The organism is Streptomyces sp. NPDC050528 (assembly GCF_044457795.1).
Taxonomy (GTDB): domain Bacteria; phylum Actinomycetota; class Actinomycetes; order Streptomycetales; family Streptomycetaceae; genus Streptomyces.
In genome coordinates, this window is sequence record NZ_JBITHH010000019.1 from 30,168 (window position 1) to 53,488 (window position 23,321).

Sequence of the window (23,321 nt, forward strand, 5' to 3'; positions counted from 1 at the left end):
GCCTGGAAAGCGATCTGGAAGGAGACCCTTCGCCGTGATGTGCGGAGCTATTGACCAGACGATTCACCACGGCGAGGAATACGACGAACACGACAAGGTCTCGTCATCCGCCGGTGGAAGCACGGTCTACCTGCACAAGAAGTGCCCTGTAAATCCTTCGCGGAGTACCTATCGACGAGGCGTCAGCACCCGAATACACCGACTTGACGGACTCCCACTCGAATCGCACCCCATCTCGCCCAAAATCCACCAACTATGAGGTGACACCGTGATCAGTTCAACCCCGCCTGGCCCCGAGAAGCCGCCCGGCCCGACCCCGCCTTGCAACACGACAAGCAGGAAGGGGGTCACTCGATGACCACCGTCGTCTCCATCGGAACCCGTACCGGCCGCTCCCTCGTCCCCGACGCCGACTTCGCCATGCTCACCGCGTTCTGCGCAGACGAATACGGCCTGGAACACGCCGTCGCAGACCGTGTCGTCGACCAGGCCCTCGCCCTGGTCTTCGTGATGGGCTCAACAGGCGAGGGTGCCGCCATGGCCCCGTCGCAACAGGTCGACCCCGGCTGGCACACCCTCATCCTTCACACCGACTGGTACGCCGACTGGTGCGAGCGCACCTTCGGTTACTTCCTGCACCACCAGCCGAACAGCAAGACCCGTAACCGCGGCCTGATGACCTCCGTCGTCAGCAAGATCCGAGCAGCCGGCTTCGAGGTCGACGACCACCTGTGGGGCACAGCCGCCGAATGTAACGCGCCCGCCTGCTGCGGCGACGGCCCCTGCTGCTGATCCGCATCGCCAACCGCTGCTCACCAGGGCGGGCCAGGTCCTCTCCCTAAGGGAAACCCGGCTCGCCCTCTCCGTCAGAAACGGACCACCCTCTCGTGTCCCTGACCGAGCTGACCGCAACCAGCCGTGTCACCGTCTTCCCCCTCGAAGCCCTCACCGTCGCCTACACCACCCAGTCCAGCGACGAACGCGGCCTGGGTGACATCGGGATCGTCGCCGTGGTCGACGTGCTCAGCGAGGGTGAGGAGCTGTGGCAGCTGGCGCGCGACTTCAGCGGCCGTAGCAACAAGTCCGACCAGGCCCGTTGGATCCTCACTCAGGCGAACCGCGCCCGCGTGGTCGCCGCATACACGGACTTGCCGCGTGCGACCTGGACGGCGTACATCCGCCGACGTATCGACCTCGACACGCTCTTCGTCAACCACGACATCCTGCTCACTGGCTGGATTGCGTTGCCTAACTTCTGAACAAGTGCACTGTTTCTCTTGGCCGTTGGCAACCTTGACAGTTCTTGAGCAATGGCTGCCGGGCAACGGCAATAGAGAATGCTCGCCCCATCGAGGGGGAAGTAGTCGTGAAGATCGCAGAATTGGTTCTGAGGGGGCTGTGCGTGCTCTTGGCTCGTGAGGGTTGGCGGAAAACGTTCGACTCCATGCAACAGGAGGCATGGCGCCTGGAGGCTCTGCCCGTCTACCGCGTGCCGCAGGAGGAAGAAGCGATCCGGCGGTTCCTGGCCGGGGAGCCGGTAACGCGCGATGCGACTCAGCCCTGGTCCGACCGGGTCAAGGCGTACGTCGCCGGCGGTCGCCGGGTCGGGCGGGTGCACATCGTGACGCAGCCCCTCACGGACTATCTCCGCTTCGAGTTCGAGTACTACCGCCACAACATCGAAGCCGGGGAAGCCGTTCGCATCCTTGATGTGACCGGACGTCCCAACCCCCTTGATGGAGTGCGGGACTTCTGGATGTTCGACCGTTCCCAGATCGTGCTCATGCACTATGAGCGCGACGGGACTCAGATCAGCCGGGAGGTGTACGAGGGCGCCCCAGAACCATTCCAGGAGTATCAGCGGATCGCCCTTGCCGAGTCGGTGCCCTTTGAGGAGTACGTGACCTCGTTGGCGGCTGGACATCGGCGTCCGAGGCAATCGAGAGGAGAGATCCAGTGACCAGCTCGACCCCATGGCAACAGCGTCTGTCCACCGGCACCGAAGACATCCAGGACGAGGTAATCGGCTGGTATCAGCAGACTCGGCATGGCAAGGCGTATGTCCCGAACATGATTTGGGGCACGGTCCAGACCGAGGCGTACGCGACCGTGATCCTGCGGCGCGTCGTCGAGTTTCTCGGAGTTCCCGACGACGTGCCGGCGGGCGTGGCCAAGCGCATGGAGCGGCAGCAGGTTCTGTACGACGGTGAGCACCGCTATGACGTGGTCCTCGGCGAACAGGCCCTGTACACGAACGTTGGGGGCAGTCAGGTCATGTGCGAGCAGTTGGAGCGTCTCCTCCGGGACATGGACCTGCCCTCGCTCGGCCTGGGGATCCTCCCTGCCGACGCCGAGTTCGGCGTCGTCCCCATGCCCGGATTCAACATGGGTGAGGACCGCGCCCACTACGAACTCGTCTCCTGCGGCGTGGACATCACCGACGCCACTGAACTGGCCCTCCACCACAAGGCGTTCGACGCCCTCAGCGGTGCGGCGTGCCACGGAGAGTCGGCAAGAGGGTTGATCAGCAAGGCCCTTGCCTTCTGGAGTAACGCCTGAACGTGTTCGGCGACGGGCAGCCAGACCGCCGACGGCTGGTCGGTAGCAACTCCCCCTGCCCCACTGCCCCCTTACGCACTTATTGCCCAAGAGATCTTCACCATTTCCGACCTGAGTCCATATCATGCGGAGATCAACAGGCCCGGCCAAGGGGAGACTTGGGCGGGCCTCTCAGGTTCCTGTGGGGGTTTCATGCGTATACGTGTTGCGGCTGCCGTCGCTGTTTCCGGTGCCGTCGTCCTGTCCGCGCTCGCGCTTCCGGTCGTCGCTCAGGCGGCGGAGCGTCCGAGTGCGGTGGCGGGGCTGACTTCCTTCGGTGCGAAGGCCGTTCAGCCCAGAGACTCCTCGGGCAACACCAAGTTCTCGCACGCCGTCATCAACGGCGGCAAGGACATCGTTCTCGGCACCACCGGCACGAAGTCCGTCACCGTGACGTACACCGCCACGAACGCGAGCGGTATCGCGCTCACCGAGGCGTTCCTGTGGCAGGGCACCGACAGTTCGACCACGGCCGGCATCACCGGCGGCCTGGGTACGGACGACGACCCCGCCTGCACGGAGACGGCGACGCAGGGCACGTACACCTGCAAGGCCGTCTTCAACATCCACCCCGCCACCGACATGAAGGACAACGGTGTGGCCGGGACCTGGAAGCTGTTCCTGGGGGCCTGGGACCTGTACGCGAACGCCAGTGCCGACGACGACGTCGCCACCACCTCGATCAAGAAGGCCGCCACGCTGACCGCCAACGCCACGCCGGAGCCGGTCAAGAAGGGCAAGACCATCACGGTCACGGGCAAGCTCGCCCGCGCTAACTGGTCGACGGGCAAGTACGCGGGCTACGTGTCCCAGCCCGTGAAACTCCAGTTCCGCAAGAAGAGCAGCAGCACCTACACCACCCTCAAGACGGTCAAGACCAACAGCACCGGCGTCCTGAAGACCACCACGAAGGCCACGGTCGACGGTTACTACCGCTACGTCTTCGCGGGTACGGCCACCACCGCCGCGGCCACAGCGGCCGGCGACTTCGTCGACGTTCGGTAGGCGGTTCGGTAGCTCCTCGACATCCGCACGTCAGCACTTCGGTGCCGGGTCGCCATGCGTCATCGCGCCCGGCACCGCGCCATTTCCCCACCCCGGCAGCGCCGAGTAAGAGATCTACGTGAACCGCCCGGAGAGTCTCCCAACACCCCCGATCTCCTGTGTACCGTCCTCCCTTGTGTCGATCGGTGATCACTCAACTACCGTTCTACGCGCGAAGATTCACCGCAGTCAGCAACACCCGTAGTACCCGCAATACCCGTGGGAACCGCAGCACCTGTAGTACCCGTAGTACCGCACCCGCACCCCCCGCCCATTCCACCCCCCACTGATGGAATCCCCCCACTCACGGAGGTTCACCGGATGCTCAGCTTTGGCAAGTCCATGACACGTGCCTACACGTCCCGTCGTAGGTTCACCACCGCCCTCACCGTGCTCGGCATGCTCGCCACCGGCGCTGCCGTCCAGGCGGCCACCGTCACCCCGGCGCACGCGGCCACCACGCACCGCGTCCTGTTCGACGACGGCCACGCCGAGGAAGCCGGCAACGCGGACTGGATCATCTCCACCAGCAAGCCGGACCCGCTGTCCCAGGACTCCTCCCCCTCCTCCGACAAGGACTGGACCGGGGCGCTCTCCTCGTGGGGCATCGCCCTGCAGAAGACCGGCGACTACAGCCTCAAGACCGCGACCAGCGCGCTCACTTACGGCGGCTCGTCGGCCACCGACCTCTCGAACTTCGACACGCTCGTGCTGCCCGAGCCGAACATCAAGTTCACGACCGCCGAGAAGACCGCCATCATGAACTTCGTGAAGGCCGGCGGCGGGCTGTTCATGATCTCCGACCACACCGGGTCCGACCGCAACAACGACGGCTACGACGCGGTCCAGATCCTCAACGATCTGATGACCAACAACAGCGTTGATTCCACGGACCCGTTCGGCTTCTCCATCGACTCGCTCAACATCAGCTCCGGCTACCCGGCCGCCATCAGCGACAGCACCAACCCGGTACTGCACGGCTCCTTCGGCACCGTCACCAAGAGCCTGATCGCCAACGGCACCACGGCCACGATCAAGCCCGCCGACAACTCCGCCGCCAAGGGGCTGCTCTACCGCTCCGGTTACTCCGGGAACACCGGCGCCTTCTTCGCGACCAGCACCTTCGGCAGCGGCAAGGTCGCGTTCTGGGGCGACAGTTCACCGATCGACGACGGCACCGGCCAGTCCGGCAACACGCTCTACGACGGCTGGAACGACACCGGCGCCACCAACGCCGCCCTCGCCCTCAACGCGACGGAGTGGCTGTCTTCGTGACCCAATGATCGCGATCCCGTACAGCGCTGGGTAGTTGAGTGCGGGTCCGGGGAGCCTGCTTCCCCGGACCCGCACTCTCCGCGTTCCGTTCCGACGGACTACGGCACTACGGGAGTGGGGAGAGCACCAACTCCGGTACCTCGCGGCCCCGTTGGCGGACAACGAACGTCCACACGCCCGCCCCCACGGCCGTCACCGCCCCCACCGCAAGCACCACCAGCATCCCCGTCGTATGGGACCCCGCGCTGTCGGCCACCCTGGCCACCGGGTTCGGCAGCCCCAACCGATCCGCCAGCCAGCCGACAGCCGCCGTGGCCGTGACGAGCGCACCGCCCACCCGTAGCGCGGGCTGCACCCGCACCCTCGCAAGGACCAGCAGCGAGGGCAACGCCAGGCAGACCAGCAGGAGTTGGACGAGCTCGATGCCCAGGTTGAAGGCAAGGAGGCTGGTCGCCAGCTGGGCTGTGGACAGGTGCATTTCGGCTAGGACGAACGAGAACGCCATGCCGTGGCCCAGGCCGAAGACGCCCGCAACTACCGCTTCCCTGCCGGGGAACAGGGGTCTGATCGCGTGGACCGCTCCTACCAGGATGCTGGCCGCGATGAACGCCTCGACCGGGCGGCCGGGGATCTCGAAGCGGGTGAGGGCAGTTGCCGCAAGGGCGACGGAGTGGCCGACGGTGAAGGCGAGGGTGATACCGCCGATGCGCCTGATCGCCGCACGCGGTCCGGCCAGGCCCCTCCAGCGTCCGCCGGCCGCCAACAGCGGTGCGGGGAGCAACAGGATGAGCAGGAACAACAGATGGTCGGTGCCGGTGAGGATGTGGTTGCCGCCCAGTTCGAGCATCGCGACGAACCCGCGCCAGGCACTCCCCTCGCCGAGGTCGACGGTCAGCGGCGGCACCTTCATGTGCCGGACGTCGAGGCGAATGGTGCCCACCTGCGTGGCACCGTCACCCTCGACCCGACCCGCGGCCCAGTCCTGACGCACCGACACCAGCGTTATATGCGTGACCACTTGGTGCACGATCACGTCGTAGCCAAGGATGAAGTGCCGTACGTCCGCTCCCGCGGGCGGGGTGAGAACGGCCTTCGCGACCAGCTCGCGGTACGGGCCGGTGGAGGTCTGTTCGGTACGGCTGAGGCTCAGCGCACCGATGGTGACCTGCCAGGCCTTGCCTTTGAGGGTGGTCGGGTGGATGTGCCCGGCGAGGTAGGCACGGATCGCAACAGCCTTACTGGCCAGGGCGGTTGACTTGACCGTGTTGAGATCGATGCCGCTCGCCCGGGAGAAGTCGTCGACCGGCAGGGCCAGCCGTGCGGTCACCGAGGCCTGGTACACGTCGAGTTGGACCACGGAGTGCGGCATCGGGTGCGCGGCGGCCGGCGACGCTCCGAGCAGGAGCGCCGCCGGTACCGCGATCGCGATCCCGGCCACCAGGCGAAGTAGCGCTGTGGTCAGCCAAGTTCGCGGTCGGATCATGAGAAGGTGAACTCGCTGCCGTAGTCGCGGGTGTGGTCGCGGTACACGGTGTGGTAGTGGATCTGGTCCCGGTACACGACACCGTTCTGGCAGACGAACTCGACCCAGACGCCGGGGCCGTCGATGCGGACGTAGTCGCCCTGGGTGTCGAGGGCGGTGCCGCCGGAGTAGGCGACGTAGGTCTGGTTCAGCTCATGCTCGTACGTCTTCATGAGCTTCTTCGCGGTGGCGTCGTCCACGTTGGCGATCCAGGGGTGGATGGCCTTCAGGACCAGCCGCTTCTGCTTCGGGGAGAGCGTGCTGACCTTGATGCCCTCCTTCGTCTCCGGGAACTGGCCGTCCTGGCCCGGGCCGAGGAGGACGTCACTGAACGACTCGGAGAGCTTGGCGGTGGCCAACTGTTCCGTGCTCAGGCTGCCGGTGAGGGCGAGGAGGCCGTTGCGCATGGTCGCGAGCGGCGAGTACGTGGTGCCCGCGTCGTCCGTCCAGGTGCTCGGCTCGACGCCGACGAAGAAGGGGCTGGAGCCTGCCACCTTGCCCTTCTTGTAGGTGAGGTTCAGGGCCAAGTGGTGGCCGCCGAAGTGCAGTTGCCAGGTTCCGGTCGCCGAGGGGGTGCCGAGGAAGGCGAGGAAGTAGACGCCGCTGCCGTAGCCGCCCATGCCGCCGCCCCCGGTGCCGCCGGACGGCGGGGTGCCGGTCGGGACGTCGGTCGGAGCATCCGTGGCCGTCGAGCTGGCGGACGGGTCCGCGGAGGCCGTGCTCGACGCGGTGTCCGACGGCGCCGGACCCGCGGAGCTGGTGCTCTGTGCGGCGTTGAGCACGTCGTCGGCCTTGATGATCTGCGTGATCTGGTCGTACCCGGTGCCCTTGCCGGTGCCCGTGGCGAGCTTCACCACCTTCATGGCGGCGGCGAGTTGAGTGTCCGTCAGGGAACCCAGCTGGATGCCGGGGCGGCAGGACGAGCCGCACGGGAGGTTCGACCACGCGGTGGCGTTCGCCTGCGAGAAGTCCAGCAGCACCTCCGCCTGCTGGTCGGCGTCCAGCGTGTTCAGGAACGCGTTGGCCGCGCTGACCACGGCACCGACGCCGGTGGCCTTCTTGTCGACCGGACGCTTGACGCCCGCGGCCGATGTACCCGTCTGACTGTCCGTCGAGGCATTGGCCACGGCGAAACCACCACCGACCAGCACAACCGCCGTAACAGCCCCGGCAATTCCACGCCAGGTCCGTCTCGTACGCACGAGACGGGTTCTTTCTTTACTCACGGACCACTCCTTCAATTCCAGAAAGATGTCCCAGCCGCATGGGCAGCACCCATCGCCGCTCGTCAGCGGTCGCAGGCAGGGGTGAGACACGCAGGGGGCGGCGCCGGTCGGCCGCTCGCGCGATCGTTGGCAAGATTATCGACGTTCTCACCTGAATCTCAATGGATGGTCACGCAGGTAAAATAAGTTTCAGGTTGCACAGCAACCCGGCATGAATTCAGAGAATTCACTCAGCTATTTGCCAGGCGATTCTTATCGCCTGAATAGGATGACCTGCTACCAGGAGGTACGGCGTGGCCCGCTGGACCAAGAAGATCGGCGCCTGGCCCGCCGTCTTCGGGGTCGCCGGCGCCGTAGCCCTCGCATCCTGGGCGGTAGCCGACCGCCACGCGTGACTCGGTCGGCCGCGTACGGCGCGAGGCGTCGTGTCGGGGGGTGTCCGCCCGCAGCGGTCGGCGCTCAACACCGCCCCGCTCTTGAGAAACGCCCCCGCGCCGATCCGAGGACGGATACCCCCCGGCGCGGCGCCGCCCCACAACGCACCCCAGGCGAACCACAACGCACCCGCACCAAGGCACAAAGCCGCACCCCCAACCACCCAGGGGCGCGGGGAACTGCGCGACCAGCCCCCACCGAACCCGCACCCGACAACGATCCTGCGGACGGTCACCGACGGGCACACAACACACCGTCGGCCACATCCTCCTCGCCGCGCGGCCTGAAGCAGCGTCCCACCCCCGCCGCGACCAACGTGCCCGCCGCGACCACCAACGTCGCGGACGCCCAGGCCAACGGCTGTTCCGACTCGAAAGACAGATACATCTGCACAGCCGGCGGCACAGCCACCAGCACCACCGGCCAGGCCAAGTCGTCCCTACGGCCGAAGTAGCCCGCCAGCACCACCAGGATCACCCCGAGTGCCACCCCGCCACCGACGTGCACCCCGCCCGGCACCGATCCCGACGGCACGCACACGACATACGCCACCGTCGCAACCCCCGCACCGAGCATCCGGGTCAACCAGCGTTCCGGCCAGGGGCACGTCCGCAGGGGGCTCAGCAGCTTCTCGGTCATGCGTACGAGGGTTCTCCGCGGGCCGAAGCCGCAACAGAGTACGCATACTCAGATCCACCCCTCGCGACTCCACCCCTCACGACTCCACCGCGGTCAACGGCGTAGCCACGTCCTCCAACGACCGCCCCGCCGCCCGCACCGCCAACACCGCCGCCACCAACCCCGCCGCACACATCAACCCCGCCCCGATCTGAAACGCGAGCACCGTGTCACCGACCCTCCCCGTCCCCGTGAGATCCGCGAACAGCAGCGGCCCGCTGATACCCCCCGCCGCCGTCCCCAGCGCGTAGAAGAACGCGATCGACATCGCCCGCGTCTCCATCGGGAAGATCTCCGAAACCGTCAGATACGCACTGGACGCACCCGCCGAAGCGAAGAACAGAACCGCGCACCAGCACGCCGTCATCGTGGTCGCGCTCAACGACCCCCGGTCGAACAACCACGCCGTACCGAACAGCAACAACCCCGACAACAGATACGTAGACGAGATCATCACCCGCCGCCCGACCGTGTCGAACAGCTTGCCCAACAGCAGCGGACCCAGGAAATTACCGACCGCGATCACCGCGAAGTAGTAACCCGTATTCCCCGTAGGCACATTGAAGAATTTCGTCAGGATCGCGCCGAAGCCGAAAGTGATCGCGTTGTAGAGAAACGCCTGCCCGATGAAAAGCGAGAAACCGAGCGTCGCACGCTTGGGATAGTCCCGGAAGATCGTACGGGCGATCTCGGCAAAGGAAACACTCTTGCGCTGCCGGATGGTGATCTCGCCCTCGGCAGGCGGCAGTTCATGCCCCTGCTCCGCCTCGATCCGCCGCTCGATCGAGGTCACCACCTCGTCCGCCTCCCGATCCCGGCCATGGATCAACAGCCACCGCGGACTCTCCGGCACATGCCGTCGTACGAGAAGAATGACCAGCGCGAGCACAGCCCCCAGCGCGAAGGTCAGCCGCCAGCCCACGTCCGCCGCGAAGATGCTCGTGTTCAGCGCGACGATCGACAACAACGACCCACCCACCGCGCCCACCCAGAAACTGCCGTTGATGACCAGATCCACGCGGCCCCGGCAATACGCCGGAATCAGCTCATCGATCGCCGAGTTGATCGCCGCGTACTCGCCACCGATCCCGAAGCCGGTGAGGAAACGGAACGTGAAGAACCACCACGTGGAAAAGGAAGCCGCCGTCAGAGCCGTCGCCGCCAGATACACCACCAGCGTGATCATGAAGAGCTTCTTACGGCCGTAGAGGTCGGTCAGATGGCCCCAGAACAGCGCACCCACACACGCGCCCGCCACATACAGCGCCGCCGCGATACCGGTGACCTGACCGGAGCTGATCGGCAGACCGCTGCCCGGCTCGGAGAGGCGGCTGGAGATGTTGCCGACGACCGTGACCTCCAGGCCGTCGAGGATCCACACGGTGCCGAGACCGATGACGATCGTCCAGTGCCAGCGGGACCACGGAAGGCGGTCCAGACGGGCGGGGATGGACGAGGTGATCGTCCGGCCCCCACCCCCACCCTGGGTCCCGGCACTCACACTCGCACTGGCCATCGGGGTTCCTCCTCGTCGAGCGAACCCCCTCCGGGTGCCCCCGGAATTCGCCCCCTACACCCCGCCTACACCCGCACCTACACCCCCACCAGCCGCGTCACCGTATAGATCAACAACCCCACCAACGACCCCACCACCGTGCCATTGATCCGGATGAACTGCAGGTCACGCCCGATGTTCGCCTCGATCTTCCGGGTCGTGTGCTCGGCGTCCCAGCCGGCCACCGTGTCCGTGATCAGGGAGGTGATCTCCTTGCGGTAGGTCGTGACGACGTACACCGCCGCGCCCTCCACCCACCCGTCGACCTTCGCCTGGAGCTTCGGTTCTACGGCCATCCGCGCCCCCAGCGACATCAACGAGGCCCGCACCCGCAGCCGTAGCTCACTGCGCTCGTCCTCGGCCGCCGAGACGATCATCGACCGGACGGACGTCCACGCGCTGGCGATCAGGTCCTGGACCTCGCCGCGGCCGAGGACCTCGCCCTTGAGGCGTTCCACGCGCGCGCGGGTCTCCGTGTCGGACTGGAGGTCGGCGGCGAAGTCGCCGAGGAACCGGTCCAGCGCGCCGCGGGCCGGGTGGGAGGGCATGTCACGCATCTCCGTGACGAAACGGAGCAGCTCCTTGTAGACGCGCTCGCCGATGCGCTTGTCGACGAATCTCGGGGTCCAGCCGGGTGCGCCGCCCTCGACCGCGTCCATGACCTGCTCGTCGTGCAGGACCAGCCAGTCGTGCGCGCGGGCGACGATCAGGTCGACGACCCGCTTGTGGCCGCCGTCGGCGACGATCTTCTCCAGCGTTTTCCCTATCCCGGGCGCGATCTCCTGGGCGTCGGCCCGGCGGGTGATCGCCTCGCCGACGATCGCCTGGACGTCCGAGTCGCGCAGGACCGTGAGGGCGCCCCGGAGCGCGGCCGACAGTTCCGCCGTGACGCGGTCCGCGTGGTCCGGGTCCGCCAGCCAGGCGCCGAGGCGGCTGCCGATGCCGACCGCGTGCAGGCGCTGTCGTACGACCTCCTCGGAGAGGAAGTTCTCGCCGACGAACTCGCCCAGGGAGACGCCCAGTTGGTCCTTCTTGGTGGGGATGATCGCGGTGTGCGGGATGGGCAGGCCCAGCGGGTGGCGGAACAGGGCCGTGACCGCGAACCAGTCGGCCATCGCACCGACCATGCCGGCCTCGGCCGCGGCGGCGACATAGCCCGCCCAGGGTCCCGCACCCGAGTGCGACGCCCACTTCGCGAGGACGTAGACGACGGCCACGAAGAGCAGCAGGGCCAGCGCCGTCAGTTTCATCCGCCGGACGCCGCGCTGCCTCTCCTGGTCGGCGGCGCTGAACGTGGTCATCGTGCGGCGGGAGCCGTCACGCTCGGTCGCCGCCCCCAGCCCCGCCTCTGTCCGTTCCATCCGCTCCACCCGTTCGCCGGTACCGTGCATATTGTCCCTTCCTGACCGACTCCCGGAACGGGACAGGAGTTCCCGTTGTCACCCGATCGGGCAAAATGGCAGGGTCCTGCCACTCACCCGAGGAGATCAGTACCGCGTGACCAAGCGACGTGCTGGGGATGTGGGGGTGTCCCCCACAAAGCAGCGTGCCCTACTGTCCGCGATCATCACCTTGATCGCGGTCCTTTCGCTCTGCATATACGTCGGAGCCTCCGCCGGCGACGGTGGCATCGACGACGGCAAGAACTCCTCGGGCTCCCGCTCCGGCGGCAACTCCGCCGCCCCCGCCTCGGCCGGCACCTGGGTCGGCGCCTGGGCCGCCGCCCCCGTCGCCGGCGAGTCCGGCACCAAGCGGGTCGACACGGCGGGCCGCTCGGTGCGCAACATCGTCCACACGAGCGCGGGCGGCGCGGGCGCCCGGATCACCCTGTCCAACCTCTACGGCCGGGTCCCGCTCACCCTCACCCACGTCTCGATCGCCGTCGCCGCCGCCGACAACAGCCCCACCGCGGCCAAGGACACCATGCGCCGGCTGACCTTCGGCGGCGGCGCGACCTCGGTCACGATCCCGGCCGGGGGACAGATACTCAGCGACGCCGTGCGCCTCCAAGTCCCGGCGGGCGCCGACCTGTTGGTCACCACCTACTCCCCCAGCGCGTCGGGACCGGCCACCTACCACCCGTACGCACGGCAGATCTCCTATCTCGCCGACGGCGACCACGCCGAGGACGCGACCGGCACGCCGTACCGTGAACGCACCGCGATCTGGCGGTACTTGACGTCGGTGGACGTGCTGAGCGACCAGGCGAACGGTACGGTCGTCGCGTTCGGCGACTCGATCACCGACGGGTCCACCTCGACGGAGAGCGCCAACCGCCGCTGGCCGGACGCCTTTTCGCAGCGGCTGCGCGCGGCCGTGGCCGCCGGGCAGGACGTGCCCCGCTACAGCGTCGTCAACGAGGGCGTCAGCGGCAACCAGATACTCGCGAGCCTCGACGGCACTCCCGCCATCAACCAGAGCGGCCTCGTCCGCTTCGGCCGGGACGTGCTGGGCCGCCCGAACGTCAAGGTCGTCGTCATCGACCTCGGCGTCAACGACGTCCTGCACGGCGCCACCGCCGACCGGATCGTCACCGGCCTGCGCACCCTGGTCCGCCAGGCGCACGCCCGCGGCATCAAGGTCATCGGCGCGACCCTGATGCCCTTCGGCGGCCACCCCCGCTCCTCGGCGGGCCGCGACGCCGTACGCCGGCAGGTCAACGCGGCGATCAGGAGCGGCAAGGTCTACGACGCCGTCGTCGACTTCGACAAGGCGCTGCGCGACCCGTACGACCCGCGCAGGTTCGCCTCGCAGTACGACTCGGGCGACCATCTGCACCCCAGCGACCGGGGCTACCGGAAGATGGCCGCCACGATTGACCTGGGTGACCTCAAGGGCGCGGTCCCGGCCCAGCTGTAACCCGGTCCCCCTCCCGGAAAACCGTCAGTCCCAGTCCCGGTGCCTGCGCCCCCGCCGCTCCCGGTGCCGCTCGCGCCGCTCCTCGTGCCGTTCCCTGCGCTCCTCGTGGCGGCGGCGGATCGCCTCGCGGTGTTCCTCCATGGCCTCGCGGTGGGCGTCGTGCAGACCGGCGAGGGCGTCGCGGTGGGAGCCGTAGAGCTCCCTGGTCGGGGAGCCCCGGTCCAGTTTCTGCTGGCGGCGCTCCTCCTTGAGGCGTTGTCGTTCCGCGCGGGTCACCTTGCGTTCCACGCCGACGCCGCCCCAGAAGGCGAAGCCCGTGATGATCACACGTGGGGCGCCCGGGTCGCCCGGCACGCCCTCCTGGCTCTGGTCGAAGGCGCCCATGATGCCGATGCCGCGGACGACGACCTCGACGCCCGGCGGCACGGTGATCTGGACGCCGCCCATGATCGCGATGCAGTTGATCTCGACCTCGCGGTCCGCGAAGTTCGCCTCGCGCAGGTCGAGTTCGCCGCCGCCGAAGAAGGAGAAGCAGGTGAACCGCTTCGGGACCGTCCACCGTCCCTTGCGCTGGAACCCGGACAGGACGGCCACGGCACCGGTCGAGGACCCCTCGCCGCCGACGATCCGCCCGGCCCAACTCCCGCTGTCCACCGGCTCCTTGACCATGTTCACCCGTGGCGGGGTAACGCCGACGGCGGGCAAGTCCCGGGTGATGGGGGTCAGTTCGCCGTACGTCCGCGCCTTGTAGGTCGCCTCCAGCCGCTCCTCGAACTCCTCCATGTCGAGGCGGCCCTCCGCGACGGCGTCGCGCAGCACCTCGGCGACTCGCTCACGGTCGGCGTCGGATGCGCGGAGCTCCGGGACTGCGTCGTCGGTCATACAGAGCAGCCTACGAGGTGACTCCGCGCAGGGCCATGACGTGACTTGACCCGGGGCTACGACACCGCTTTCTCGGCCTGCTCCGCATACATCTTGGCGATCACCGCCTCGATGTCCGGCTCCCGCACCGACAGGTCCACCATCGGATACTCCGCCGCGATCCGCGCGACCAGCGGAGCCGCCGACTCCGACGCCGGGAACGCGAGCCACTGCCGGGGGCCCTCCACCTTGACCACCCGCGCGTCGGGTACCTCGATCGGGGGCAACTCCCGTTCCAGGTCCACCACCAGGGTCCGTTCGCTCTCCCCCGCCTCGTGCAGCCCGGCGAGGGGGCCGTCGTACATCAGGCGGCCGTGGTCGATGACCATCACGCGGGAGCAGAGCTGCTCGATGTCCTGGAGGTCGTGGGTGGTGAGGAGGACCGTGGTGCCCTGGTCGGCGTTCAAGTCCCGCAGGAACTCCCGGACTTTGGCCTTGGAGATGACGTCCAGGCCGATGGTCGGTTCGTCGAGGTAGAGGACCTCGGGGTCGTGCAGCAGGGCCGCCGCGATGTCGCCGCGCATCCGCTGGCCGAGCGAGAGTTGGCGGACAGGGACGTCCAACAGGGCGCCCAGTTCGAGGAGTTCGACACAGCGGTCGAGGTTCTCGGTGTAACGGGCGTCCGGGATGCGGTACATGCGGTGCATCAGCTTGTACGAGTCGATCAGCGGGAGGTCCCACCAGAGGGTGGTCCGCTGGCCGAAGACCACGCCGATGCGATGCGCGAGCCGGGTCCGTTCGCGGGACGGGTCGATGCCGGCGACCCGCAGCCGGCCCCCGCTCGGGGTGAGGATGCCGGTGAGCATCTTGATGGTGGTCGACTTCCCGGCGCCGTTCGGGCCGATGTAGCCGACCATCTCGCCGCGTGCCACGGTGAAGGAGATCGAGTCGACGGCCCGCACCTGGCGCCGCTCCCGTTTCATGAACCCGGTCTTCTTGCGCACGTCGAAGACCTTCTCGACGCGGTCCAGTTGAATGAAGTGCTCGTCCGCGGACTCATCCGCGGACCTGTCCACAAGCCCGTCCACAGTCCTCAACTTCCCGTGCTCCGGTACGACTTGAGCCCCGCCCGCCACGCCAGCCCGGCCAGCGCGCAGCAGGCGAGTGCCACCAGCGGCGAGGCGAAGGCCGCGCCCGCCGGCAGGTCCAGCGGGTACGGCCGCCCCAACACATAGGAGGCGGGCACCCAGTTGACGAAGGCGAGCGGCAGCATGAAGGTCACGCCCCGTACGAAGTCCTTGCCGAACACCGCCGGCGGATACGACAGCAGGGTGTTGCCGCCGTAGGTGAACGCGTTCTGCACCTCGGCCGCGTCCTGCGCGAGGATCTGGAAGGCCGCGCCCGCCACGAACAGCGCCCCGAAGATCGCCGCGCCGCAGAGCAGCATCACCGGCACCAACAACAGCTTCCCGACCGTCCAGTCGACGTCGATGTGGAGCAGCGCGTACCCGAGGACCAGGGTGCCCTGGGTGATCCGGCCCAGGCGGCGCAGTGCGAAGTGGTCGGCGCCGATCTGGGCCAGCACCGGGGCGGGGCGCACCAGGAGCGTGTCGAAGGAGCCGTCGCGGATGCGGGCGCCGAGCACGTCCATCGAGCCGAGGACCAGGTCGGAGATGCCGAACGCGGTCGCCGACAGGCCGTAGAGGAAGGCGACTTCGGGCAGGGACCAGCCGCCCAGCGAGTGGACCTGGGAGAACATCAGCAGGATCGTGGCGAAGTCCAGGCCGGTCACCAGGAGGTTGCCGAAGACGGTGATGACGAAGGACGTGCGGTAGGCCATGCTCGACCGGACCCACATCCCGGCGATCATCCCGTAGGCGCGCAACCCTTCCTGCCAGCGCGGGAGTTCACCGGTCCGGTCCTCGATCCGGCGGGTCGTCTCAACCACCCTGCACCACCACTCTCCGCGTCGCCGCCGACTGCATCAGCCGCCCCGCCGCGAGCAGCGCCACCGCCCAGGCCGTCTGAAAGGCGTACGCGTGGAGCGGGTCGATCTTTCCCATCAGCACGTCCGCGGGCATCTGCAGCTGTGCCGCCCAGGGCAGCGCCTGGACGAACGCGCCGAACCCGCTGGGGAACGCGTTGAGCGGGAGCACCATGCCCGAGCAGAAGATCCCCAGGATCATCATGGCCTGGTTGACGCCCGTGCCGTCCAGCAGCCAGAACACGCTCAGCGCCGCGAGATAGCGGATGCCGAAGCTGACGAGGACCGCCAGCAGCAGCGCCACCAGGAGGGCCGCCCAGGACAGGACGTCCGAGGGCAGCGCCATCGGGAAGAACAGCGCGCCGAACGTGAACGGGACCACGCCCCGGCCGAGCATCTGGAACAACGCCCGTCCGAAGTCGCTTGCCAGCCACCAGAGTTGGAGGTCGGCCGGCCGGTACAGGTCGACGGCGATGTCGCCCGTGCGGATGCGCTCCATCAGGTCCTTCTCGAACCCGCCGCCCTGGATCGCCAGCATCGCGTACAGACACTGCCCCAGCCACACGTACGTCACCGCCTGCGCCTGGTCGTACCCCCCGAGATGCGGGCGCTCGTCCCACAGCGCCAGGTAGGTGTAGACGAGCACCACACCGAAGACCGTGTTGGTGAAGACCCCGGCGAGCGTCGCCGCCCGGTAGGTCGCGTACCGCCTGAAACCCCCCGCCGCGACGGCCGCGTACAACCGCCCAGCGCCCACAGAAACCAACCTCCACCCTGTCTTGACACCGAAGCGCAGGAGCCTAGTCCGCAGGTGGTGACGCACGCCACGCATTTTCCGGGCAAGTGCGTGCCGATGGGCGGGAACGGAACGCATGGTGCGAGAGTCTTCGTCTGGGGGCGCAGAAGCGCACAAGGCCGTACAGGAACGTACGAGGCAGTACGGGACCGTACGACGCGAAACAGGAGTCCGTGCACGACATGAGCGACCAGCCGCAGCCGCAGCAGCCGAACCAGGGCTGGGCACCGAGAGAGCCGGAAGCGGCCGCCACCCCCGAGGCCCCCGGGGCACCCGGCGGTGAGAAGCCGAAGAAGGCCAAGCGGCCCAAGCGCACCGGGTGGCGCAGGATCATCCCGACCTGGCGGATGACCCTCGGCGGAGTCGTCGTGCTCATCGCGCTGCTCGTCGGCGCGTTCTTCCTCGGCTACTCCCTGGTCAAGATCCCGCCCGCCAACGCCCTCGCGATGAAGCAGTCCAACGTGTACCTCTACGCGGACGGCTCCCAACTCGCCCGCGACGGCGAGGTCAACCGCGAGAACGTCGGCCTCGACCAGATCTCCGCGAACGCCCAGCACGCCGTACTGGCCGCCGAGGACCGGGACTTCTTCACCGAGTCCGCCGTCGACCCCAAGGCGATGGTCCGCGCCGCGTGGAACACCGCGACCGGCAAGGGCACCCAGTCCGGCTCGACGATCACCCAGCAGTACGTCAAGAACTACTACTTGGGCCAGGAACAGACCGTCACCCGAAAGGTGAAGGAGTTCTTCATCTCGATCAAGCTGGACCGCGAGGAGTCCAAGGCCGAGATCCTGGAGGGCTACCTCAACACCAGCTACTTCGGCCGCAACGCGTACGGCATCCAGGCCGCCGCCCAGGCCTACTACGGCAAGGACGCCACCGACCTCGACGCCGGCCGCGGCGCCTACCTCGCCGCGCTGCTGAACGCGCCGAGCGAGTACGACGTCGTAGCGCATCCGGAGAACAAGGCCGCTGCGGTGGCCCGTTGGAACTACGTCCTCGACGGCATGGTCAAGAAGGGCTGGCTCACCCAGTCCGCGCGCGCCGGCATGAAGTTCCCCATGCCGAAGGAGGCGACGGCCTCAACGAGCATGTCCGGACAGCGTGGTTACATCGTCGGCGCGATCAAGGACTACCTCACCAGCAACAAGATCATCGACGCGGACACCCTCGAAGCCGGCGGCTACCGCATCACCACCACGCTCCAGAAGAGCAAGCAGGACGCCTTCGTGAAGGCCGTCGACGACCAGGTCATGTCCAAGCTCGACAAGAAGAACCGCAAGGTCGACAACTACGTGCGCGCGGGCGGCGCTTCGGTCGATCCCAAGACCGGCAACATCGTCGCGATGTACGGCGGCATCGACTACGTGAAGCAGTACACGAACGGCGCGACCCGCGGCGACTTCCAAGTCGGCTCCACTTTCAAGCCGTTCGTCCTCGCCTCCGCGATCCAGAACGACTCGCAGACCCAGGACGGCCAGACCATCACGCCCAACACCTACTACGACGGCACCAACAAGCGCCCCGTGGAAGGCTGGAGCGGCGGCTCGTACGCGCCCGAGAACGAGGACCAGGCCTCCTACGGCGACATCACCGTCCGCACGGCGACGGACAAGTCCGTCAACTCGGTGTACGCGCAGATGGCGGTCGACGTGGGCCCGGACAAGGTGAAGCAGACGGCGATCGCCCTCGGCATCCCGTCCGACACCCCCGACCTGACCGCCACCCCGTCCATCGCGCTCGGCCCCTCCACCGCGAGCGTCCTCGACATGGCGGAGGCCTACGCCACGATCGCCAACCACGGTGAGCGGCACACGTACACGATGATCTCGAAGATCACCAAGGACGGCACGAACGACGTCAAGCTGCCGGACCGCAAGACGACCCGCGCGGTGAGCCGCGAGTCCGCCGACACCACCACCTCGGTCCTCCAGAGCGTCGTCGACAACGGCACGGCCACCGCGGCCCAGGGCGCCGACCGCCCGGCGGCCGGCAAGACCGGCACGGCCGAGGAGGACACGGCGGCCTGGTTCGCGGGCTACACCCCGGACCTGGCGACGGTCGTCTCGGTCATGGGCCAGGACCCGACCACCGCCGCCCACAAGTCGCTCTACGGCGCGATGGGCCTCGAACGCGTCAACGGCGGCGGGGCGCCCGCCGAGATCTGGGCCCAGTTCACCAAGTCCGCCCTCAAGGGCACCGAGGCGAGCGACTTCGATCTCCAGCTCCAGGACGGCGCCGAGACCGTCGCACCCCCGAGCCTCCAGCCCAGCCAGCCGGCGACGACCGGCAACCAGGACAACGGCGGCATGACCGCCACCGGCGGCCAGGGCGACCAGGGCCAGACCCAGGGCCAGACGAACGGCGGCACGACGACCACCGGCGGCGACACCACGACGACCGGCGGCACCACGGGCACGACCACGGACGGCGGGACGACGACCACGGGCGGCACGACGACCGACGGCGGCACCACGACCACCGGCGGCACGACGGGCACGACCACGGACGGGGGGACGACGACGGGGGGCACGACCGGGACCACGACGGACGGCGGAACAACCACAGGCGGCACGACCGCAGGAACGACCGCCGGCCCCCAGAGCACCGGCCGCAAAAAGGAGTGACCCCGGTCTCAGTGACCGGAGGTCGCCTTCAGCCCCACGACGGCGACCAGCAGCAGACACACGAAGAAGATCCGGGCGGCGGTGGCAGGCTCCCCCAGCACCACCATGCCGAGCACCGCCGCCCCCGCCGCGCCGATCCCGACCCAGACGCCGTAGGCGGTACCGATGGGCAGCGACTTCGCGGCGTACGAGAGCAACAGCATGCTGGCGACGATCCCGGCACCGGTGAACACGCTGGGGACGAGCCGCGTGAAGCCGTCGGTGTACTTCATGCCGATAGACCAGCCGACTTCGAGCAGACCGGCGACGACGAGCAGAACCCAGGCCATGACAGGCACCTCCGAGACGTACGTACTGAACGGGGGTGCGTCGTCTTTCGGTGTCGCTGCCCCGGTACGGCGCGTCTCGTCGGGCTCATTTCCAACGTAGCAAAGGAACGGCAAAAGGGGCTGGTGACCATGGTCACCAGCCCCTTAAAGGCTTGCTGCTTACAAGGTACGCGCCCTACAGATACAGGCCGGTCGAGTCCTCGGACCCCTCGAACCGGTCGGCGGCCACGGCATGCAGATCCCGCTCGCGCATGAGGACGTAGGCGACCCCGCGCACCTCGACCTCGGCACGGTCCTCCGGGTCGTAGAGAACCCGGTCGCCGGGCTCCACGGTCCGCACGTTCTGCCCTACGGCGACCACGTCGGCCCAGGCCAACCGGCGCCCCACGGCCGCCGTCGCGGGGATCAGGATCCCGCCACCCGAACGCCGCTCGCCCTCGCTCTTGTCCTGCCGCACGAGCACACGGTCGTGCAGCATCCGGATGGGCAGCTTGTCGTGCTGGGTGCTCTGCTCGTCTCTCTTGGCGCTCACGCCCACGAACCTACCTGCCCGGGACCCGTCCGTACGCGGCCGGGTGACCCACGGTTTCAGCCCTTACGACCACTGCGACGCCGGGAGCCGAGGACGAACAGGCCCACGACACCGACGGCGACGAGAGCGACAGGAACGATCCGCTCGATGCGCGGCGCGCCCTCTTCGTCCACGAACTGACCCTTGACGTCACTGACCACCCGGTTGACGCCGACGTACGCCCTGCCGAGGGTGTGGTCGATGTTGGACGCGACCTTGGCCTTCGCGTCGCCCACGATGGTCTTCGGGTGCACCCGCACCCCGATCTCGTCGAGCGTGTCGGCCAGGACATCGCGGCGACGCTTGATGTCCGCCTCGATCTGCGCCGGGGTTCTGGTGTCCGGCGTGTTCGACGTGTCCGTCACCGTACGGCCTCCGAAGTCTGCTGGTACTTGTGCCGGACAGTCTGTCAGCTCTCGCGCGGAGTGCACTGTCAGCACCCCCGGTTACGCTAGCGCGATGAGTGAACGACTCCAGCCCGGGGACGTTGCCCCCGCCTTCACGCTCCCCGACGCCGACGGCAACGACGTCTCCCTCGCCGACCACAAGGGCCGCAAGGTCATCGTCTACTTCTACCCGGCGGCGCTGACCCCCGGCTGCACCAAGCAGGCCTGCGACTTCACGGACAACCTGGAGCTGCTGACGGGCGCCGGCTACGACGTCATCGGCATCTCCCCCGACCAGCCGGAGAAGCTCGCCAAGTTCCGCGAGAAGGAGAACCTCAAGGTCACCCTCCTCGCGGACCCCGACAAGAAGACCCTCGACGCGTACGCGGCCTTCGGCGAGAAGAAGAACTACGGCAAGACCTACATGGGCGTGATCCGCTCCACGATCATCGTGGACGAGTCCGGCAAGGTCGAGCACGCGCTGTACAACGTCCGCGCGACGGGCCACGTGGCGAAGATCATCAAGGACCTGGGCATCTAGGCCTCCAGCACCTTTCCGTACCTGAACGACACCCACACATCAGGAGCCAGGTCGGCCCGCCCGGGCACCGGCCTGCGCTCCTCGGCCCAGCACCCCGGGGCGAGGTCTTCGGCGACGCGCCGCCAGAACGCGACGGCCCCCGGATTGGCGTCCTGAAACGCGACCTCCCACTCCCCCGGATACCGCGCGACAACATCCCGCACGGCCCGCATCCCGACCCCACCCCGCCGGACACCGCGCACGACGAAGAAGCTGTTGAGGACCCGGGTGGCGGAGTCGATCCCCCGCACGAACGCGAACCCGACGGGATGCCCGCCACTCCAGAAGAGATACGGCGCCCAGTCCCCGCCCCCCTCGCCGAACGCCGCGTCCACCCGCTCACTCCGGAACGTGCCGTCGGGGTTGGGCAGTTGAGCCTTCTCGCCTGTCCCGAACCCGGACATGTCATGCCGGAACATCAACCAGAGCCGCTCGACGGTGGGGCGGTCGGCGGGGGTGGCCGGTCGTACATCGACTGCTATTTCTGCTGCTCCCACAAAAGAGGTCATGAAAAAAGCCTCCCGGCCGGACAAGGGTCCGTTCCTGGAAGGCTTCAGCGACCGACAGGCTATCAACTGCTTTACGTTTCGGGCGTGACTGTCTGATGAGCAGCTCGTTACTCCGTTCGAGGCCACGAACGTGTGGTCGAGATCGGAGGGGAACGATGGGGGTCAGCGCGTATTCGCGGGAGCGGCTTGAGGGAGCGGCTCAGGGGGCTCGGACGTTGTCCGAGGCGTTGGAGAGGTTGGGGGTGGATCCGGGGAGTTCGACCCGGCGCTATGTCCTTGGGCGGATGAAGAAGCTGGGGGTGGATGTCTCGCACTTCGAGCGCGAGGGCGTGAAGTGGACGAAGGAGATCCTCCAGGCGGCGGTTTCGGCATCGACGAACATGTGCGAGGTGCTGCGGAGTCTCGGGCTGGAGGTCGTGGGCGGACACCACACGCACATCAGCCGTCGTATCAAGGCGTACGACATCGACACCTCGCATTTTCGGGGGCCGACCCGGCGGAGTGAAACCCGGCAGCCCCGGACACCTGAGGGACTGCTCGTCGAGCAGCCGACCGGTCAGGCTCGGCGCATCCCGAGCGATCGGCTCAAGTGGGCGATGAAGGCATCGGGAATGCGGGAGCGGTGCGCTCTGTGCGGGGCGGAAGCGGTCTGGCGAGGGCATCCGCTCCCGCTGGAGGTCGATCACATCGATGGCAACTGGCGCGACAACCGCATCGAGAACCTGCGGTTCCTGTGCCCCAACTGCCACTCGACGACGGACAGTTATCGAGGGCGTGGAAAGGGACGTGGCAAAGGCGGCACCTCATGAGCAGCGGTGTGCAGTACACCCGCGAGCGACTGGCTGAAGCCGCCACACGCTGCTCCGACATCGACGAGGTCATCGCTTTCTTCGGGACGCAGCCCTATGGCAACCTTCGCCGCCACCTCTTTGGCCGCTTCGACCGTTTCGGAATAGATGTCTCCCACATGCCGCGCCAGAGACGATCGAACGCGGCTCCACTCAAACCGGCCACCGATGAACTGCGCCGCGCCGTCGCGGGAGCCACATCCATCGCGGACACGCTTCGTGCGCTGGGGATGGAGCCGTACAACAGCCGACTGCGCACACTGCTCCGCGAATGGCTGACGGAAGACGGCCTCGACACCTCCCACTTTCTGGGACAGGCGCACCAGCGAGGACGGTCAGGCGGTGTGCTTCTTCGGAGCGCCGAAGACATCCTCGTCCAGCACGACGGCAACCGCCGAACGAGAACCCACCTGCTGCGTCGGGCGCTCCTGGAGATAGGCACACCAGAGGTGTGTGCCGAATGCGGGATCGGGCCCGAGTGGCTCGGCAAGCCCATGACGCTGGAGGTCGATCACATCAACGGGGACTGGAGTGACGACCGACGCGAGAACCTACGGTTGCTGTGCCCCAACTGCCACGCGATCACGAGCACGTGGTGCAGGGGAGGTCGACAACGCAGTTGCGGCGCCCAGTAAAGT

The 23,321-nt window shown here is 67.7% G+C and carries 23 protein-coding genes, 1 pseudogene and 1 riboswitch; of the genes and pseudogenes, 11 read left to right on the forward strand and 13 right to left on the reverse strand.

All coding sequences use genetic code 11. The features are described 5' to 3' along the window. Positions 1-354 precede the first annotated feature (354 nt). The 6 genes and pseudogenes from ACIBK4_RS45235 to ACIBK4_RS45260 all read left to right on the forward strand — a co-directional run. The gene (locus ACIBK4_RS45235) at positions 355-792 is read left to right on the forward strand and encodes a glycine-rich domain-containing protein (protein WP_399005108.1); all 438 of its coding nucleotides are present in this window, start codon (positions 355-357) and stop codon (positions 790-792) included. Between the two features lie 95 nt (positions 793-887). Next, positions 888-1,259 carry a hypothetical protein gene (locus tag ACIBK4_RS45240; protein ID WP_399005110.1) on the forward strand — a complete coding sequence of 124 codons (372 nt, stop codon included), beginning with the start codon at positions 888-890 and terminating at the stop codon, positions 1,257-1,259. Between the two features lie 143 nt (positions 1,260-1,402). After that, the gene (locus tag ACIBK4_RS45245; RefSeq protein WP_399005386.1) at positions 1,403-1,960 is read left to right on the forward strand and encodes a DUF6879 family protein; all 558 of its coding nucleotides are present in this window, start codon (positions 1,403-1,405) and stop codon (positions 1,958-1,960) included. Next, complete coding sequence (locus tag ACIBK4_RS45250) at positions 1,957-2,559, forward strand: DUF5753 domain-containing protein (protein WP_399005112.1); 603 nt, start codon at positions 1,957-1,959, stop codon at positions 2,557-2,559. The genes ACIBK4_RS45245 and ACIBK4_RS45250 overlap by 4 nt, the downstream gene beginning before the upstream one ends. 192 nt (positions 2,560-2,751) lie before the next feature. Beyond that, a complete protein-coding gene (locus tag ACIBK4_RS45255; protein ID WP_399005114.1) occupies positions 2,752-3,603 on the forward strand; it encodes a hypothetical protein in 852 nt (283 codons plus the stop codon). A 381-nt stretch (positions 3,604-3,984) separates the two neighbouring features. Then, positions 3,985-4,911: pseudogene (locus ACIBK4_RS45260) on the forward strand (hydrolase); the annotation flags it as partial. Positions 4,912-5,023: 112 nt separating this feature from the next. On the opposite strand, the gene ACIBK4_RS45265 reads toward ACIBK4_RS45260, so the two are convergent. From ACIBK4_RS45265 to ACIBK4_RS45285, 5 genes are all read right to left on the reverse strand, one after another. Beyond that, positions 5,024-6,400 (reverse strand): HupE/UreJ family protein, encoded by a 1,377-nt coding sequence (locus ACIBK4_RS45265; RefSeq protein ID WP_399005117.1) that lies wholly within the window; start codon positions 6,398-6,400, stop codon positions 5,024-5,026. Beyond that, positions 6,397-7,665, reverse strand: coding sequence for a DUF3500 domain-containing protein (locus ACIBK4_RS45270; protein WP_399005120.1), 1,269 nt, complete (start codon positions 7,663-7,665; stop codon positions 6,397-6,399). Before ACIBK4_RS45270 ends, ACIBK4_RS45265 begins: the two co-directional genes overlap by 4 nt. A 666-nt stretch (positions 7,666-8,331) precedes the next feature. Then, the gene (locus ACIBK4_RS45275; protein WP_399005122.1) at positions 8,332-8,739 is read right to left on the reverse strand and encodes a hypothetical protein; all 408 of its coding nucleotides are present in this window, start codon (positions 8,737-8,739) and stop codon (positions 8,332-8,334) included. A 76-nt stretch (positions 8,740-8,815) separates the two neighbouring features. Then, positions 8,816-10,294 (reverse strand): MFS transporter, encoded by a 1,479-nt coding sequence (locus tag ACIBK4_RS45280; protein WP_399005124.1) that lies wholly within the window; start codon positions 10,292-10,294, stop codon positions 8,816-8,818. 77 nt (positions 10,295-10,371) lie between these two features. Continuing rightward, complete coding sequence (locus ACIBK4_RS45285; protein WP_399005126.1) at positions 10,372-11,724, reverse strand: DUF445 domain-containing protein; 1,353 nt, start codon at positions 11,722-11,724, stop codon at positions 10,372-10,374. A gap of 106 nt (positions 11,725-11,830) precedes the next feature. Here ACIBK4_RS45285 and ACIBK4_RS45290 point away from each other — a divergent pair, with 106 nt between their 5' ends. After that, entirely contained in the window at positions 11,831-13,192 is a 1,362-nt protein-coding gene (locus ACIBK4_RS45290) for an SGNH/GDSL hydrolase family protein (RefSeq protein ID WP_399005128.1), read from the forward strand. Between the two features lie 24 nt (positions 13,193-13,216). On the opposite strand, the gene ACIBK4_RS45295 is transcribed toward ACIBK4_RS45290, so the two are convergent. The 4 genes from ACIBK4_RS45295 to ACIBK4_RS45310 form a co-directional block, all read right to left on the reverse strand. Further along, positions 13,217-14,074 carry a DUF1707 domain-containing protein gene (locus ACIBK4_RS45295; protein ID WP_399005130.1) on the reverse strand — a complete coding sequence of 286 codons (858 nt, stop codon included), beginning with the start codon at positions 14,072-14,074 and terminating at the stop codon, positions 13,217-13,219. A 56-nt stretch (positions 14,075-14,130) separates the two neighbouring features. Then, positions 14,131-15,129: an ATP-binding cassette domain-containing protein gene (locus tag ACIBK4_RS45300; protein ID WP_399005132.1), complete on the reverse strand. Its 999-nt coding sequence runs from the start codon at positions 15,127-15,129 to the stop codon at positions 14,131-14,133. 17 nt (positions 15,130-15,146) lie between these two features. Then, a complete protein-coding gene (locus ACIBK4_RS45305) occupies positions 15,147-15,923 on the reverse strand; it encodes an ABC transporter permease (RefSeq protein ID WP_399005388.1) in 777 nt (258 codons plus the stop codon). A gap of 70 nt (positions 15,924-15,993) precedes the next feature. Beyond that, positions 15,994-16,794: an ABC transporter permease gene (locus ACIBK4_RS45310; RefSeq protein ID WP_399005134.1), complete on the reverse strand. Its 801-nt coding sequence runs from the start codon at positions 16,792-16,794 to the stop codon at positions 15,994-15,996. Positions 16,795-17,015: 221 nt separating this feature from the next. Between ACIBK4_RS45310 and ACIBK4_RS45315 the strand changes: the two genes are divergently transcribed. Continuing rightward, entirely contained in the window at positions 17,016-19,460 is a 2,445-nt protein-coding gene (locus tag ACIBK4_RS45315; protein ID WP_399005136.1) for a transglycosylase domain-containing protein, read from the forward strand. Between the two features lie 8 nt (positions 19,461-19,468). Here the strand turns inward: ACIBK4_RS45315 and sugE are convergent, their stop codons facing one another. From sugE to ACIBK4_RS45330, 3 genes are all read right to left on the reverse strand, one after another. Then, the gene (sugE, locus tag ACIBK4_RS45320; protein ID WP_033286057.1) at positions 19,469-19,789 is read right to left on the reverse strand and encodes a quaternary ammonium compound efflux SMR transporter SugE; all 321 of its coding nucleotides are present in this window, start codon (positions 19,787-19,789) and stop codon (positions 19,469-19,471) included. Between the two features lie 34 nt (positions 19,790-19,823). Beyond that, positions 19,824-19,891: riboswitch (guanidine-III (ykkC-III) riboswitch) on the reverse strand. Between the two features lie 73 nt (positions 19,892-19,964). Beyond that, positions 19,965-20,321 carry a co-chaperone GroES gene (locus ACIBK4_RS45325; protein ID WP_026150372.1) on the reverse strand — a complete coding sequence of 119 codons (357 nt, stop codon included), beginning with the start codon at positions 20,319-20,321 and terminating at the stop codon, positions 19,965-19,967. A 56-nt stretch (positions 20,322-20,377) separates the two neighbouring features. Further along, on the reverse strand, positions 20,378-20,725 hold the full coding sequence (locus tag ACIBK4_RS45330; protein ID WP_399005139.1) for a DUF3618 domain-containing protein: 348 nt from the start codon (positions 20,723-20,725) through the stop codon (positions 20,378-20,380). A 94-nt stretch (positions 20,726-20,819) separates the two neighbouring features. Between ACIBK4_RS45330 and bcp the strand changes: the two genes are divergently transcribed. Next, positions 20,820-21,287 carry a thioredoxin-dependent thiol peroxidase gene (gene bcp / locus ACIBK4_RS45335; RefSeq protein WP_399005141.1) on the forward strand — a complete coding sequence of 156 codons (468 nt, stop codon included), beginning with the start codon at positions 20,820-20,822 and terminating at the stop codon, positions 21,285-21,287. Here bcp and ACIBK4_RS45340 read toward each other — a convergent pair. Further along, the gene (locus ACIBK4_RS45340; protein ID WP_399005143.1) at positions 21,284-21,835 is read right to left on the reverse strand and encodes a GNAT family N-acetyltransferase; all 552 of its coding nucleotides are present in this window, start codon (positions 21,833-21,835) and stop codon (positions 21,284-21,286) included. The genes bcp and ACIBK4_RS45340 overlap by 4 nt on opposite strands. 155 nt (positions 21,836-21,990) lie before the next feature. Between ACIBK4_RS45340 and ACIBK4_RS45345 the strand changes: the two genes are divergently transcribed. Then, positions 21,991-22,644 (forward strand): HNH endonuclease signature motif containing protein, encoded by a 654-nt coding sequence (locus ACIBK4_RS45345; protein ID WP_399005145.1) that lies wholly within the window; start codon positions 21,991-21,993, stop codon positions 22,642-22,644. Then, positions 22,641-23,318, forward strand: a complete 678-nt coding sequence (locus ACIBK4_RS45350) for an HNH endonuclease (RefSeq protein WP_399005147.1) — start codon at positions 22,641-22,643, stop codon at positions 23,316-23,318. Before ACIBK4_RS45345 ends, ACIBK4_RS45350 begins: the two co-directional genes overlap by 4 nt. Positions 23,319-23,321 lie beyond the last annotated feature (3 nt).

Bases quoted from the DNA above. Each gene is read 5' to 3' on its own strand.
- sugE (WP_033286057.1), bottom strand. From the start codon at position 19,789: ATGGCCTGGGTTCTGCTCGTCGTCGCCGGTCTGCTCGAAGTCGGCTGG.
- ACIBK4_RS45340 (WP_399005143.1), bottom strand. From the start codon at position 21,835: ATGACCTCTTTTGTGGGAGCAGCAGAAATAGCAGTCGATGTACGACCG.
- bcp (WP_399005141.1), top strand. From the start codon at position 20,820: ATGAGTGAACGACTCCAGCCCGGGGACGTTGCCCCCGCCTTCACGCTC.
- ACIBK4_RS45265 (WP_399005117.1), bottom strand. From the start codon at position 6,400: ATGATCCGACCGCGAACTTGGCTGACCACAGCGCTACTTCGCCTGGTG.
- ACIBK4_RS45255 (WP_399005114.1), top strand. From the start codon at position 2,752: ATGCGTATACGTGTTGCGGCTGCCGTCGCTGTTTCCGGTGCCGTCGTC.
- ACIBK4_RS45275 (WP_399005122.1), bottom strand. From the start codon at position 8,739: ATGACCGAGAAGCTGCTGAGCCCCCTGCGGACGTGCCCCTGGCCGGAA.
- ACIBK4_RS45315 (WP_399005136.1), top strand. From the start codon at position 17,016: ATGAGCGACCAGCCGCAGCCGCAGCAGCCGAACCAGGGCTGGGCACCG.
- ACIBK4_RS45235 (WP_399005108.1), top strand. From the start codon at position 355: ATGACCACCGTCGTCTCCATCGGAACCCGTACCGGCCGCTCCCTCGTC.
- ACIBK4_RS45285 (WP_399005126.1), bottom strand. From the start codon at position 11,724: ATGCACGGTACCGGCGAACGGGTGGAGCGGATGGAACGGACAGAGGCG.
- ACIBK4_RS45305 (WP_399005388.1), bottom strand. From the start codon at position 15,923: ATGATCGCCGGGATGTGGGTCCGGTCGAGCATGGCCTACCGCACGTCC.
- ACIBK4_RS45350 (WP_399005147.1), top strand. From the start codon at position 22,641: ATGAGCAGCGGTGTGCAGTACACCCGCGAGCGACTGGCTGAAGCCGCC.
- ACIBK4_RS45345 (WP_399005145.1), top strand. From the start codon at position 21,991: ATGGGGGTCAGCGCGTATTCGCGGGAGCGGCTTGAGGGAGCGGCTCAG.
- ACIBK4_RS45295 (WP_399005130.1), bottom strand. From the start codon at position 14,074: ATGACCGACGACGCAGTCCCGGAGCTCCGCGCATCCGACGCCGACCGT.
- ACIBK4_RS45280 (WP_399005124.1), bottom strand. From the start codon at position 10,294: ATGGCCAGTGCGAGTGTGAGTGCCGGGACCCAGGGTGGGGGTGGGGGC.